Here is a 15,028-nt window from a genome sequence, read left to right as displayed (position 1 = left end):
AAGGGGGAAATGGAATGTTGCAAAGGAAGACGATTATTATTACGGGTGGATCAAGTGGCATGGGGCTGTATATGGCAAAGCAGTTCGTGACTGAGGGAGCTAATGTTGTCATAACAGGTCGTAATGAAGAACGATTAGCAGAGGCAAAGAAATTTATAGCTGAGGCTGGTCCCTCTATTGAGACATTCCAAATGGATGTACGTGTACCTGAGCATGCTGAGGCTATGCTCGCATTTGCTATTGAAAAATTTGGTCAAGTGGATGGGCTTGTGAATAATGCAGCAGGTAATTTTATTGTACGTGCAGAGGATTTATCACCGAATGGCTGGAAGGCTGTCGTAGATATTGTATTAAATGGTACATTCTACTGTTCTTCAGTAGTAGGCAAGTATTGGATTGAACATAAGATCAAAGGGTCTATATTAAATATGGTAGCGACGTATGCTTGGAATGCAGGAGCAGGTGTGATCCATTCTGCTGCAGCAAAAGCAGGGGTACTATCATTGACGAGAACGCTAGCTGTTGAGTGGGGGAAACAGTATGGGATTCGGGTTAATGCTATTGCACCGGGTCCAATCGAGCGTACTGGTGGAGCCGATAAGCTTTGGGAATCAGAAGCAGCGGCAGCTCGTACACTAGATTCTGTTCCACTAGGCCGAATAGGAACACCAGAAGAAATTGCTGATTTAGCTACATTTATGATGTCTAACAAAGCAAGTTATATGAATGGCGAATGTGTAACTTTGGATGGTGGGCAGTGGCTCAATCAATATCCATTCTAAAAAAGTTTGCATAACGAATAGCTGGGTTGACGCATACTAAGGGTAAAGAAAGGAGTTTTGCCGATGGGTATGTGGTTAATACCAGCTCTAATTGCTATGATAATTATTTGTGTAATTTCCTTTGTATACACGTTGAAAATTGCAAAGATGACTTCTGAACGGAAGTCTGAAAAGGATACTCCGATTTCAGAAACGGTTGAAGAGTATGCAACGATTTTGAACCCAATTGTTTGGGTCTATGCAATTTTTTTGCTTTTTTTAGGGATCATGATTTTTTACTACTGGAGTAAGGCTGGCTATTAGTTAAGAACCATCTTCATTCGGTCACGAAAAACTTGACTGGATGAAGATATTCTAAGTTTTTGCTGTAAAGGCTAAAATAATTCATTGTTCATGAAAAACTCTTCTCGGCCTGGTCATGGTCATACATAGAAAAGTTGTGATATGATGAAAGGGAAGGACTGTTCTACACAGTGAGGACAGAAAAGGAGAAGAAGTTCATGATTTCAACTAACAGCAAAGACTTATTAGCAATGCCAATTAGTGATTTTATCATTTCCTCTGAAAAAGTTGCGCATGTACAAAGTGGAAATAGTGCGGAACATGCACTCCTTGTACTAACACGTACAGGGTACTCGTCCATACCTGTATTAGATTTGAAATATCGACTTCAAGGTTTACTTAGCATGAAAATGATTACCGAATCGATTCTTGGACTTGAGCATATTGAATATGAAAAGCTACCTGATATTAAGGTTGACTCTATTATGGAAAAAGAGATCGCTGTATTGAAGCTGACGGATACTTTCCAGCGTGCTTTGGATTTAGTTATTAACCACGCCTTTTTATGTGTAGTGGACGAAGATGGTACATTCGCAGGGATATTAACAAGACGTGTTATTTTAAAGCAATTGAAAAAATATATTTATCAAAAAGAGTAGTAGCTTAAGAGGGAACTCAGATGAAAATCATGAGGCCCTCTTTGCTTGTATTGGAGGTTTACAGATTGATGGCAACAGAGGCAGAAATTTTAAAAATCTTAGCTGAAGAACGCAATATGCGGAAAGCAGCAGAGCGTCTATTTTTATCCCAACCAGCTCTTTCACAACGATTACAAACAATTGAGAAAGACTGGGGTGCCCAATTATTTATTCGTTCACAAAAAGGTTTAACAGCAACACCTGCTGGTGAACAAGTTATTGCTTATGCAAAGGAAATGCTAGCCAAAAAGGAAGAAATATTTGAAACGATTCAATCCTTAACGACAAAGGTAAATGGGACATTGAAAATTGCCTGTGCATCCATTGTTGGTCAGAACTGGCTACCAAAAATTTTGAAGGATTTTGTGTCAAAATATCCAGAGGCTAAAATATCACTGATGACGGGCTGGAGTTCTGAAATTGTGAAAGCTCTTTATGAGGGCGAGGCACATGTAGGTATTGTACGAGGCCAAGTTGACTGGAAAGGAGAAAAGATCCACCTTTTCAGAGATACTCTTTATTTGGTGGACAAAGAGGTTAAAACAATTGAAGATGTGTTAAAGACAGACCGTCCATTTATTCAATATAAGAGTGATTCCAACTATTATCAAGAAATTCAACAATGGTGGCAGCAGCATTTTGCTTCAAATCCAAGAAAACAAATTTTAGTGGATCAAATTGAAATTTGTAAGCAAATGGCTTTAAATGGTATCGGTTATGCGATCTTACCTTCTATTACGTTAAATGACCACGATGCCATTCATAAAATCCCTCTATCAAATGATGAAAAAGAGTTTGGTCTTACACGCGATACTTGGCTAATTGGTTATGAATCCTCTTTTGAATTAAGACAAGTAGAGGCGTTTGTTGAAGTAGTGCAGGATCATGCACGGTGTTTGTTTGATTATACTAAATAGAATATCAGGCAGCTCTAGGGTGTTTTGGAGTTGCCTTTTTGCATTGTAGAATTCTTAAGAGTTTATGAATATTAATGAAGATAACATAAGAAATGGAACAAAATGCAATATAAATCGTATAATTATGTAACCATCTATTTACATAAAAAGGGGTTGAGCTTTTGAAAAAGACAAAATGGACGGCACTGACCTTACTAGTCATGCTTGTAATGAGCTTTATCTTGCCTACAACTCAGGCGAGTGCTGCTGCTACGCTAGAGGTGAAAGCAACAGCTGGTGTTTCTGGTAAAGCGAAATATCAATCAGTAGTACCACTCCAAGTTACAGTGAAAAATAATGGAGCTGACTTCTCAGGAGATATGGCGATTAATTCATCAAATTCTTATGAGGCAGCTTCAGCACTTGTCGTTCCAATTGATATAGCAGCAGGAGAGGAAAAGACATTTTCTTTCTATCTTGATGGTTTAGCTGACTATAGTTATTCGGACACAGATTTATTTGCCTTTTATGAGGGAAACATTGAAAAAGGAAAAAAGATTGCCTATAAGGGAACTAAACGTCTGCAATCAAATTTTTTAGACCCCTCATCAACATTCATTTATACATTAACAGATAAAAGTGATCGACTTTCAGCACTATTACGTTTATCAACATTTGTAGCTCAAAGTAATGTGGAAGTATTTAATATCAATCAATTAAAAGATTATACACTTCCAGAAGACTCGCAGGGACTTGCGATGGCCAATGTCATTGTTGTAGATGAAGTGGCTATTGCTGATTTAACACAGAAACAACAAGAAGCATTACTAAAATGGGTACAGGATGGTGGTACCTTGCTTCTAGGGGCTGCTGACCAAATCAATGCTACAGCAGGGATTTTTAAAGAGTATTTACCTTTGTCATTATCACATGAAATGACTGCGATTTCTGCAGAAGCTTTAACTAAATTGTCAGGAGGCGGCATTTTTACACAGCCGATTTCAGTTTACGCAGCTACTAGTAGTGAAGGAAGTTTACCTGTACTAACAGAAAATAATGCAGTGTTAGCAGCAAAGAAAAAAGTGGGTAGCGGGGAAGTGATTCAAACAACTTTCTCTTTAGGTGATCAACCACTTGCTTCTATGGACGGCTACGGAGCACTTTTAGCCAAAGTGATGAATATTCAAAGTATTTCCCAGCAAGGAATGATGAGACAGGGACAATCTCCTCTTGATCAAATATCTTATGAACTTCGTACCATTAATGAACTATTTCCATCTTTCGAAGTATCAGTAAGCTATATGCTTATTGTCATTATTCTTTATATTTTAATAATCGGGCCAATTCTTTATTTTGTCTTGAAAAAAGCGGACAAGCGTGAGCATGCATGGTGGATAATACCTTCTATCTCTGTTGTTCTTTCCATTGTTCTTTTTATTGTCGGAGCGAAGGATCGTATTGTTCAGCCACAAGTTCAGCAATCTGCATTCTATAAAGTAAATGAAGACAATAGTGTAAATGGCTATTATGTAGAATCCATTTTAACGAATCGCAGTGGGGATTTTGTGGTCAATGCTGACCAAAATACAACTGCCGTTGCATTAAGAAATTATAATAACTTCACAGGCACGATGGGACCATTACATGAATCTTCTTATGTAAAAGAAAATGCTAGCGGTTCAACACTAACATTACGTGATTTAAGCTACTGGTCTGTGCAATCCTTTGGTGGAAAAACATCAGCACAAAATATCGGAAAGATGGATATAGATATAACACTGAAAAATGAACATCTAACAGGAACAGTTAAAAATAATTTCCCGTTCGCATTAAAAGATGTCACATTAATCTCTGGTGTGAAAGAAGTAAAACTAGGTGATATTGAAGCAAACGGAACATTACAGGTAAATAAGGAACTGAAAACAACAGTTCTTCAAAAACCATCTATTTTCAATAATTATAATTATAGTTACCCATCGAAAAAGGATGAGGTAAACCCAATGCGGATTGAGCGAATGAAAACTTTAGCATTGCCGCTTATCGAAAAGGATAACCAGCCAATACTTACAGCTTGGACAGATCAAGCTGTGGTAGGTGTTGAATTAGAAACAAGTGCCAATATGTCACCAATTACGATGCTTGTTCAACCATTTAAAGGAAAAGTTGAACTAACAGGACCATTTACAATGAAGCGTAATAACTTCTCGTATTCAGTAGAGCCACTATCAGCTAATGGATATTATGAAAAGATCGAGGAAGAATTGAATAAATGGTACCTATCTGAAGGATTGTACGAAGTAACGATGACCATGCCAGATCAATTTATGGATGCCGTTGAATCACTCAATGAGCTGACAATTTCTAATAAGGATGTCTCACGTATGCAGCTATCCATTTGGAATAATGAAACGAATATATATGAGCCTTTAGTCGATACAAAGCAAGTGTTTACAGACAAGGTTTCAACATACTTTAATCAAGATGGAGAGCTTCGAATTGAAATCAAATATGGTCCCGACCCATCAGGAGAACAAACGAAGTTACCAGACATAGAGCTGAAAGGAGTGGCAAAATAATGATTGAAATTCGTGATTTAACGAAACGATATGGCTCCTTTACAGCATTAGATCATTTAAACTTATCTTTAGAAGAAGGCGTTGTATTTGGATTTGTTGGCGCAAATGGAGCAGGGAAATCAACGACATTCTCTATTTTAGCTACACTATTGTCACCGACTTCAGGAGATGCTCTGATAAATGGCAAAAGTGTTGTGAAGGAACCAAAAGAAGTTCGAAAGCAAATTGGTTATATGCCCGATTTCTTTGGTGTATATGATCAGTTAAAAGTAGACGAATATTTAGATTTTTATGGAGCGAGCTACGGTCTCCAATTAGCAGAGCGTCAAGTGTTAATTCCACAACTATTAGAACTAGTGAATTTAACAAGTAAACGCTATGAATATGTTGATTTATTATCACGTGGTATGAAGCAACGCTTATGTTTAGCTCGTGCACTTATCCATGATCCAAAGGTACTGATTCTAGATGAACCTGCATCAGGACTAGATCCACGTGCTCGTGTGGAAATGCGAGATATTTTACGGAACTTAAAGTCTATGGGAAAAACAATTTTAATTTCGTCGCATATTTTGCCTGAGCTTGCTGAGATGTGTGATGAAATCGGTGTTATTGATAATGGTAAATTAATTGCACATGGAAATGTAGCCGCGATTCAGGCCCAGCTACAAGGAGAAAAGCGTATTGTGTTGAAAGTGACAGATCAATTGGATGTAGTACGAGCGTTTTTAGAGGAAGATCCGCATATTTCATCAATTGATGTCATTGAAAATCGTTTAGAAATAGCCTTTAACTATCGAGGAACAAATGCTGAGCAGGTGGCATTGCTAAAAAAAGCTATGCTTACAGATTTACCAATCTACGCATTAAGTGAAGAAGAGAAGGATTTAGAGGATGTCTTTATGGCGATTACGAAGGGAGCGGACAATCAATGATGGAAAGATTTCACAATCCAGTACTTGTTAAAGAATTGAAGTTACGCTTCCGTTCTTTTAAAAGCTTTTCAGGTTTAATGTTTTATTTAGCGGTACTGTGTATTTTCATTGCAGGGTTTTTATTGCTTACAACTGAATTTACTGGCAGAGGCTTCTTTAAACCAGAGACAAGCTTTATGATGTTTGCTGTGCTAACCATCTTGCAAATGGCATTAGTTCTTTTCATTACACCAAGTTTGACTGCAGGTGCTATCAGTAGTGAGCGTGAAAAGCAAACATTAAATATTTTATTAACAACGACACAAAGTTCTACACAAATTGTTATTGGAAAATTACTATCCTCCGTAGCATTTCTAGTATTGATGCTGGTAGCGGGATTACCACTATACAGTCTAGTGTTTCTATTCGGTGGTGTGTCGCCTTCACAGCTTATTTCTATATTTTTATTTTATTTAGTCACTGTAGTAGCAATAGGTAGTATAGGTGTGATGTTTTCTACGATTACTAAGAGAACTATTGTTGCCATGATTGCCACATATGGCTCAATCATTTTCTTAGGAGGTATTACAGCATTCTTCTTCTTTTTAACAATGGCCTTTCATCAAATGGGTAATGCCATTGGAACAGGTACCTCCTTTATGACCTATTTCTGGGCATCTATTAATCCAGGTGCCTTGATGCTGACCCTTATTTCTCCAGAGATGGGAGATACGTTAGCAGAGCTTTCGGGTGTAGAACTACCTGTATGGATTACTTATTTAATTGCCTATGTATTCATCATTGTACTTTGTTTAACCATTGCGATTAAAAAATTACGTGCCAACATGAAAAGTAACCGATGAGGAGGAATTGGTATGGAGCGTCGTAAGCAATTACGAAAATATATTCAGCGTGCAAAATCGAGATTAACTCTTGAAAGAAGCATTCCCATTGCACAATACGGTTTGTTTTTGGCATTGCTTTCGAGTGCTTCTCTCGTACTTATTTCCCGACTATTTATCTGGCCATATTATCGCCAAATAGCATTAGGTGCCTTTATTACCGTTATTATTGCAACTATAGCTTATATTTGGTGGAAGCGGGTCAAAGAGAAAGAGGCATTGCATAAACTGGATCATTATTTCTCACATAATGAATTAGTGACAGCTTTATCATTTAAAGATGATCAGGATCCTCTTGTTCAATCATTATTATCGAAAGCGATGCAAAATGCTGAAAAAGCTTTCGCAGACTTTAAGGCTCGAAAGAAAAATCTATTTCGTCCAAAGGCGTTTATCGGATTGTTTATTACAACAGTTGTTCTAGCTATTCTTTATATGTTCCCAGCAACTACGCAAATTGAAGCAATAGAGGTTGAAAAGGAGCAGGCAGTTATCGAAGATATGAAGAAGGAAATCGCTAAATTAGAGAAAAAGGCGGAAACAAAAGAAGTAAAGGAGCAATTGCAAGAACTTCAAAATACTTTAAAAGAGGCTGAAACAGCAGAAGAAGCTTTACGAGAAGTTGTCAAAAAGCAAAAGGAGTTAGCATTAAAGGAGCAGCAATTAAAGGATAAACAAACGGCTAGTCAAGATGGCACAACAGAAGGCAAAGGTTTAACGAAGGAAGAGGTTGAGCAGCTAAAAGAGCTTGCCCACATGCAGCAAGGGCTCACAGAAAATGCAAATGCCACACAAACTGCTATGAGTAAACTTGGTAAACCAGCAAGTAACTCCTTACAAAATGCAATTGCGAGTGCCAATAATGCAAGCAGTCACAATCAAAACAGTCAACAGTCATCTGGTAATTCCCAACCTAGTAATCAACAAGGCCAGTCTAGTCAAAATAATGCGCAAAGTGGTTCCCAACAGCAAAAGGGTAGTAGCCAGAGCAATGGTCAAGGCCAAGGCCAAGGACAGGATCAAGGCCAAGGACAGGGTCAAGGTCAAGGACAGGGTCAAGGACAGGGACAAGGACAGGGACAGGGACAAGGACAAGGACAAGGTCAAGGTGGTCAAGGAGCAGGAAGTGGCCAAGGCGGTCGGAATTTGTTAACGACACCGAATCGAATTGGTGGGGCAAGTGAGACATCAGTAGATGGTGGCAATTTAGGAGATGGTTCCCATGTATCTGAGCAACAAGGAAATGGTCCGATAACAAAAGGTTCTATTCGACCATATGAAGAAGTAATTGGCTCATATAAAGACAGCTATTTAGAGAGTTCAGAGCGTTTACAATTACCGAAGGATTTACAAAATGTCGTGCAATCTTATTTCACGTCAATTGAGTCGCAGTAGGAGGAAAAGAAATGGCCTTTACAGAGCAACAGTATGTAGATATGAGTACGAAATTACAACAAGTTAAAGAAGAAATTCATCGCTTCATTGTTGGACAGGAAGAAGCAATTGATTATACCCTGTATGCAGTATTAGCGGATGGTCATGCATTGTTAGAAGGTTTACCTGGCTTAGGAAAAACGATGTTAATTCGTACCATTTCAGAGGTACTGGATCTGTCGTTTTCACGTATTCAATTTACACCAGATCTTATGCCAGCAGATATAACAGGAACGAGCATGATTGAACGTACACCCGATGGGAAGCAGCAATTTACCTTTCAACCTGGGCCAATCTTTAGTCAAATGGTATTGGCTGATGAGATAAATCGCGCAACACCTAAAACCCAAAGTGCCTTGTTGGAAGCAATGGGTGAAAAAACGGTAACAATATTAGGGGATACAAAAAAAATGGCGAGACCATTTTTCGTGTTGGCAACTCAAAACCCTATTGAAATGGAAGGAACATACCCATTACCAGAGGCACAGATGGACCGTTTCCTTTGTAAAATTCTTGTACCCTATCCTGAAAAAAGCGAACTTATGGAAATTATGAAGCGAACGACAGGTGCCCAGGAAATTGGTTTACAGAAGCAGATGGATACGGATGCTCTCATTCAAGCTCAGCAAATGGTAAAGGAAGTGATGGTTGCTGATGAAATGCTAGAGTATGCAACTGATCTAGTGGTGGCTACGCATCCTGAAAGAACCGATGCGCTTGATGAGGTTAAACAATATGCTATGTATGGCAGTGGTCCACGTGGTTTGCAGAGCTTAATCAAATTGGCAAAGGCAAGAGCTTTAATGAATGGTCGTTTTCATGTTTCTGTAGCGGATATTAAATCTGTTGCTAAGCCTGTTTTACGTCATCGCATGCTGTTGAATTATGAAGGGGAGGCTTCAGGAAAAACAGCAGACGATGTGATTGATGTTATTTTAGAAAAAGTTCAGCAAGGTATTAGCAAGTGACAGCAAAATACTTATTGCCCCAAGACTGGTTAGCGAAAATCAGTCGCTTCCAAGTAGCGACGGCCTCCAAATTACGCGGACAACATAAGGGCTCGCACCGTTCTCAACGCTTCGGGGCATCCCTTGATTTCTCGGATTTTCGAGAATACCATTTAGGTGATGATGTACGCCAAGTGGATTGGAACGTCTTTGCTCGTACAGATAAATACTTTATTAAAAGGTTTTTAGATGAGCAAGAGATGCGTGTACATATTCTACTTGATGCTACCAAATCAATGGGGCAACATGCTAAGTGGTTATTTGCTCGTCAAATTGTGGCCTCCCTCGGTCTAATGGTATTAGGTCGAGATGATCGTCTATCCTTTTCTTTTGTCCAAGATGAAGTGAAGCCACCATTTCGACGGAAGGGTACCATGTATCGCCGAGCTTTTTTACAGCTAGTAACAGATATAGAGGAAGCTAATTACTCTAATCGTTTTGCCAAGGATGCACTTAAAGCTTTACCTAAAGATAGTACCGTATTATTCATTGTTACAGATGGATTAGAGCCAATTGAGGAATGGGAACAGCTATTAAAAAGGCTACCACGCTACGCTGGAGATGTTCGTATTTTGCAAATTGTAACGCAAGAAGAACTGTCACCAAATTATTCGGGTGATGTACGTCTCCTTGATCGTGAAACAGGTAATGATGTGAATGTGACGATGTCCTCTAAAGTACTGGAGTCCTACCATGCAAGACGCATACTACATGAAGAAGAATTTGAAGCCATTTGCCGTCGCTTTGGTGTTCAAAAATTACAATTGAAAGTCGAAGATGGATTGCAACATGCGATTTTCCAGCAATTATTAAAAGCACATTGGATTAGGTGAGGTGAGCCGTATTGGGCTTTAGTCAAATTATATTTAGCTGGACGGCCATCATCCCGGTCATTGTCCTACTTTATTATTTCTTTCGAAAAAAATATACAGAACAAACTGTTTCTTCGACACTTTTTTGGTCGGAGATTATGCAGGAAACTCGAGTATCGCCTTATTTAAAGCATTTACAAAAAAATGTCCTACTATATTTACAGCTGCTTGCTTTACTGCTACTTGTTTTGGCATTAATGAATCCTTATATAAAAAAATCAACCATTGTAGGTGCACAAACCATATTTATTGTAGATACTTCAGCCACAATGCTGGCAGGCAAAGAGCAATCAACCTTTGACGCTCATAAACAGGAAATGCTGAACTTGATGGATGAATTGAATGGTCGACCTGTCACATTAATTACAACTGGCGCTACACCAAAAGCTGTTTTACAGCAAGAAACCAACACGAGTGAAATAAAAAAAGCTATTCAAGATTTACAAGTAACCTATGAAACTGCTGAAATGAATAAGGCGCTGGATGTAGCACAGGCATTTGTGAGCGATACACCAACTTCTATCTATGTTTTTACAGATACACTTGATAAAAAGCAATTACCGATGGACAAGGATTCTGTGAAATGGCTAGTAAGAGGTGCTACAAAAGACTTAACAAATATCGCTATTACACGCTTTGCTGCTACGACAGATGGACAAGCTACGCTGGCACTTGTACAACTCCATAATGATACAAATACCGAGCAAAAGGTAACACTCGCATTGAATAATGCAGAGGGTGAGGAGCTGGTAGCAGAAAGTGTCGTTGTGCCTCCAAATGAAGCCATTACGAAAACATTTAAAGATTTGCCTTTAGCAAAATCCATGACAGCTATTATTGATGCAAAAGATGATTATGACATAGACAATCAACAAACAGTATTACTACAAACGACTACGTCAAAAATTATTGTTGATCAAGGCTTGCATCAACTGATACAAAAAGGTTTTCAAACAGTTAGTAGTGGCGTAAAAATCGTCCCTTCCTTGCAAGTAGCTGACAATCAAGATGCTACAATAATCACAAACCAATCAGCCTTATTGGAAAAGATGGACAACCCCCTCGTATTATTTGGTCGTGATGATGCAGAAAAAGTAGATGCGAATGGGACGGTAAGCACTAGAAGTGATGCATTATTTGCATTTAGTGAACTAAAGGATGTTTATGTTAGTGCTGTTTATCCTGGCTTTGCGGACTATGAAACGATTGCTTCTGTTGGAGAAGAGCCATTCATCCAACGCTCCCCTAAAGGAGATATCGTTGTTTTAGCGGATATTGCTGATACAGATTGGCCCTTACATCCATCATTCCCACTATTTTTATGGAGTACAGAACAGCAGCTAACAGAATCAGTTGGGTCACTTGGGATTTTTTCACCCAATGAACAACGTGCAGTTGCTTTAGCGCAAGGAGACTGGAATGTTTATTCGCAGGAAGACGAATTTCTTTCGTCTGTTACCAAGGGTATGCTAACTGCGCCCAAACAGCCAGGCATTTATATGGTACGCTCAAATAATGAGGAAAAACAATTGATTGTGCAATTGCAAGCCCAAGAACGTGTTATTGAACAAGGAACAAGCTTTACAATAGGTGATATCTCAGACAACGGAAAGGAAGAAGTTTCGATGACCTCTTTCGTGCCTTGGCTAATTGTGATTATTTTACTATTGCTTGTTTCAGAGTGGGAGGTGCAACGACGTCGTGGATTTACGAATTGATATGCCGTTAGTATTGTTGTTACTCCTTCCTTTATTTTTGTATTTTGGATGGACATACTTTCATGAGCGGCAGCGACTCAAAAGAAGTCATATTGTTGTACTTACTATTCGCATAGTGGCAGCAGGCTGTTTAGTTTTTGCACTCGCAGGTCCCTATCTATTATTACCAATAAAAGAAGAACAAATTGTTTATTTAGTAGATCGTTCTGCTTCTATGAATGGTACGGAAGATGAGATGGTTCAGTTTATACAGGAGAGCCTACAATCAAAAAAAGAACCACAACTTGCGGGCATTTATTCATTTTCCTCTACTTTACAAACAGAAGCTATTTTGTCTAAAACATTAAAGGAAGTACCAAAACTAACTGAAATCAAAGCTACCGATCAAACGAATATAGAACAAAGTTTACAGCTTGCTTCAGGGATTATAGATCCTAAAAAAGCAACTCGTCTTGTGCTATTAACAGATGGTAATGAGACAAAGGGAGATGCTTTAGAATTTGCTACGAAGTTGAAAGGTTCCAATATTAGTGTTGATATTAAGCCTTTTAGTCAACCAGTTGTCAATGATGTATCACTAAAAAGCTTTGTATCCCCTCAAGTGGCTTATGTTGGAGAGCAACAACAATTAGTGACAGACATACATGCAACCTCAGCAGGCCAAGGTGAGCTGTTATTATATGAAAATGATGAGCTTATTCATCGAGAGGCAGTTGAGCTGACAGAAGGCACGAATGTGTTTACCTATAAACATGCAGCAACAGCTGAAGGACTTGTAAAATATGAAGCCGTTGTTCAAGTTGGTCAGGATGCTATTTTTGAAAACAATAAGTTAACTAGTGTCACAATGGTTCAAAGTGAACCACATTTATTAATCGTTAATGGTTATGAAACAGCTTCACCCATCGCAGCAGCACTTGGTAGTCAATCCATTGCCTATGATGTTGTAGCGCCTAACAGTCTACCAAATGAACTATCCAGCTATTTGCAATATAATGCTATTATTTTCGACAATGTACCAGGTCATTTAGTGGGTGAAGCAAAAATGAGTGTTATTGAGCAAGCAGTCAAAAACTTTGGAGTTGGTTTTACAATGGTTGGTGGAGAAAATAGTTTTGGTCTAGGCGGCTACTTTAAAACACCGATCGAAACCTTATTGCCAGTGGAAATGGAAATTAAGGGCAAAGAGCAATTACCTTCCTTAGGATTAGTGATTGTACTTGACCGATCTGGCAGTATGCAAGGCTCGAAGCTTGAGCTTGCTAAGGAAGCAGCGGCACGTTCTGTTGAGATGTTGCGAGACGAGGATACATTAGGATTCATCGCCTTTGATGATCGTCCATGGGAGATTATAGAGACAGGGCCTCTTAGCAGTAAAGAAGAGGCTGTGGATACTATTTTATCAGTAACACCTGGTGGGGGAACAGAAATCTATAGTTCATTAGCTAAAGCCTACGAGAACCTTGCTGATTTAAAGCTCCAACGTAAGCATATTATTCTCTTAACAGATGGGCAGTCACAGGCAGGGAACTATGAGGATTTAATTACTGAAGGAAAAGAAGATGGTATAACCTTATCGACAGTAGCGATTGGACAAGATGCCGATGCGAACTTATTAGAAGCGCTTAGTGACATGGGCAGTGGACGTTTCTATGATGTCATAGATGAGCAAACCATTCCTTCTATTTTATCTCGTGAAACTGCTATGATTTCCCGCACCTATATTGAGGACAATCCATTTTACCCTGCAATTTATAATGCAGCAGGATGGAACGTACTGTTTGCTAATGGTGTCCCACAAATGAATGCATACATTGGGACAACGGCAAAACAGGGGGCTACTGTCGTAGCAGAAAGCGAAAAGGAAGATCCTGTGTTAGCGCAGTGGCAATATGGTCTTGGTAAAACATTTGCCTTTACATCTGATTCAACGGGTAAATGGACAGGAGATTGGGCAAGATGGCAAAATTGGGGAGTATTTTGGCAAACACTTATTTCTCAAATGCTACCAAGCTACAATGATGTAGCCTATGATGTAAGATTGGAAGCAGATGGTTCCTTTATGATTACAGACCCTACAAATGAAGCTGCATTTTTAGACATTGTTGCAGTAAATGAAGCAGGGGAGGAGCTAGAAACACAACTTGAAACCATTTCCGCATCCCAAGTTCGAGCTGTAGTACAAGCTGAACCTGGATTAATTTTCTTCCGTGTAGCAGATGAAAAGCAGGCCATCTATCAGGCAGGGCTAAGTGTTCCTTATAGTGCTGAATACGAACTACTCCCTGTAAATAACCAACTGATAGAAGAGTTAACTCAGCGAACAGGAGGCACTGTTTTAAAGGAACCACAAGATGTCTTCCGTGACTTTACGACAAAAGGAGCAGATCGGCAAAATATTGCCACATGGCTACTCTTAGCGAGTATGCTTCTTTTCTTTATTGATATTACCATAAGACGTTTTGGTTGGAATTTCCTAACGAATACGAAGAAAAAAGAGCCGCTGGTTGAGGAAAAAACTCTACAGGCAGAAGACACAAATGTAGCACATTTGTTAAAAGGCATGAAAAAACGATCTTAAAATAGAGGAAGCAGCAGTGCAAACTTAATAGTTTTGCACTGCTTTTTTATATTGTTTGAATAGAGAGTTGTCCCCTTTGTTAGAGCGGGTAAGATGATCTAAAAAGTGGGCTCTTTGCTCATAAGGAGAGAAAGGCGCTCTAAGTTGAGTCATTGCCGCTCATAAAGAGTAGAAAAGCGCTCCAAGTAGAGCCATTGCCGCTCATAAAGTGGAAAAAGGCGCTCTAAGTAGAGGTATTCTGGCTGTTAGTATAAAAAATGGACACGAACTTAAGAGAGACTTATGATGAAGGAACAAAAAGGACGTGTCGAAAATGGAAAAGCAAACAAGAAAAAGATTATCGCAAGAAACCAAAGATTATATTGT

12 protein-coding genes are annotated in these 15,028 nt (G+C 39.0%); all 12 read left to right on the top strand.

What is annotated here, in order from left to right; translation table 11 throughout:
- The first annotated feature begins 14 nt into the window (after positions 1-14).
- The 12 genes from fadH (at position 15) to RCJ95_RS10725 (ending at position 14,662) form a co-directional block, all read left to right on the top strand.
- Positions 15-782 (top strand): 2,4-dienoyl-CoA reductase, encoded by a 768-nt coding sequence (fadH, locus tag RCJ95_RS10780; protein ID WP_257521231.1) that lies wholly within the window; start codon positions 15-17, stop codon positions 780-782.
- Positions 783-845: 63 nt separating this feature from the next.
- The gene (locus tag RCJ95_RS10775; protein WP_257521232.1) at positions 846-1,085 is read left to right on the top strand and encodes a short-chain dehydrogenase; all 240 of its coding nucleotides are present in this window, start codon (positions 846-848) and stop codon (positions 1,083-1,085) included.
- Between the two features lie 197 nt (positions 1,086-1,282).
- Complete coding sequence (cbpB, locus tag RCJ95_RS10770) at positions 1,283-1,723, top strand: cyclic-di-AMP-binding protein CbpB (protein WP_004224640.1); 441 nt, start codon at positions 1,283-1,285, stop codon at positions 1,721-1,723.
- 68 nt (positions 1,724-1,791) lie between these two features.
- On the top strand, positions 1,792-2,679 hold the full coding sequence (locus tag RCJ95_RS10765) for a LysR family transcriptional regulator (RefSeq protein WP_221679822.1): 888 nt from the start codon (positions 1,792-1,794) through the stop codon (positions 2,677-2,679).
- A 161-nt stretch (positions 2,680-2,840) separates the two neighbouring features.
- Positions 2,841-5,234 carry a DUF7408 domain-containing protein gene (locus tag RCJ95_RS10760; RefSeq protein WP_257521233.1) on the top strand — a complete coding sequence of 798 codons (2,394 nt, stop codon included), beginning with the start codon at positions 2,841-2,843 and terminating at the stop codon, positions 5,232-5,234.
- On the top strand, positions 5,234-6,169 hold the full coding sequence (locus tag RCJ95_RS10755) for an ABC transporter ATP-binding protein (RefSeq protein WP_221679597.1): 936 nt from the start codon (positions 5,234-5,236) through the stop codon (positions 6,167-6,169). Before RCJ95_RS10760 ends, RCJ95_RS10755 begins: the two co-directional genes overlap by 1 nt.
- Positions 6,166-7,011: an ABC transporter permease gene (locus tag RCJ95_RS10750; protein ID WP_221679598.1), complete on the top strand. Its 846-nt coding sequence runs from the start codon at positions 6,166-6,168 to the stop codon at positions 7,009-7,011. The genes RCJ95_RS10755 and RCJ95_RS10750 overlap by 4 nt, the downstream gene beginning before the upstream one ends.
- 12 nt (positions 7,012-7,023) lie before the next feature.
- Positions 7,024-8,445 carry a hypothetical protein gene (locus tag RCJ95_RS10745; protein ID WP_446722255.1) on the top strand — a complete coding sequence of 474 codons (1,422 nt, stop codon included), beginning with the start codon at positions 7,024-7,026 and terminating at the stop codon, positions 8,443-8,445.
- Between the two features lie 11 nt (positions 8,446-8,456).
- Positions 8,457-9,452, top strand: coding sequence for an AAA family ATPase (locus RCJ95_RS10740; protein ID WP_048391973.1), 996 nt, complete (start codon positions 8,457-8,459; stop codon positions 9,450-9,452).
- The gene (locus tag RCJ95_RS10735) at positions 9,449-10,324 is read left to right on the top strand and encodes a DUF58 domain-containing protein (RefSeq protein WP_221679601.1); all 876 of its coding nucleotides are present in this window, start codon (positions 9,449-9,451) and stop codon (positions 10,322-10,324) included. The genes RCJ95_RS10740 and RCJ95_RS10735 overlap by 4 nt, the downstream gene beginning before the upstream one ends.
- Positions 10,325-10,335: 11 nt before the next feature.
- A complete protein-coding gene (locus RCJ95_RS10730) occupies positions 10,336-12,081 on the top strand; it encodes a vWA domain-containing protein (RefSeq protein WP_221679603.1) in 1,746 nt (581 codons plus the stop codon).
- The gene (locus RCJ95_RS10725; protein WP_221679604.1) at positions 12,065-14,662 is read left to right on the top strand and encodes a VWA domain-containing protein; all 2,598 of its coding nucleotides are present in this window, start codon (positions 12,065-12,067) and stop codon (positions 14,660-14,662) included. Before RCJ95_RS10730 ends, RCJ95_RS10725 begins: the two co-directional genes overlap by 17 nt.
- The last annotated feature ends 366 nt before the right edge of the window (positions 14,663-15,028 follow it).

Source organism: Lysinibacillus sp. BSL11 (assembly GCF_052928325.1).
This window is presented reverse-complemented; position numbering and strand designations above follow the sequence as displayed.

Excerpts from the sequence above, each read along its gene's own strand:
- fadH (WP_257521231.1), top strand. The coding sequence starts at position 15 with ATGTTGCAAAGGAAGACGATTATTATTACGGGTGGATCAAGTGGCATG.
- RCJ95_RS10775 (WP_257521232.1), top strand. The coding sequence starts at position 846 with ATGGGTATGTGGTTAATACCAGCTCTAATTGCTATGATAATTATTTGT.
- cbpB (WP_004224640.1), top strand. The coding sequence starts at position 1,283 with ATGATTTCAACTAACAGCAAAGACTTATTAGCAATGCCAATTAGTGAT.
- RCJ95_RS10765 (WP_221679822.1), top strand. The coding sequence starts at position 1,792 with ATGGCAACAGAGGCAGAAATTTTAAAAATCTTAGCTGAAGAACGCAAT.
- RCJ95_RS10755 (WP_221679597.1), top strand. The coding sequence starts at position 5,234 with ATGATTGAAATTCGTGATTTAACGAAACGATATGGCTCCTTTACAGCA.
- RCJ95_RS10750 (WP_221679598.1), top strand. The coding sequence starts at position 6,166 with ATGATGGAAAGATTTCACAATCCAGTACTTGTTAAAGAATTGAAGTTA.
- RCJ95_RS10745 (WP_446722255.1), top strand. The coding sequence starts at position 7,024 with ATGGAGCGTCGTAAGCAATTACGAAAATATATTCAGCGTGCAAAATCG.
- RCJ95_RS10740 (WP_048391973.1), top strand. The coding sequence starts at position 8,457 with ATGGCCTTTACAGAGCAACAGTATGTAGATATGAGTACGAAATTACAA.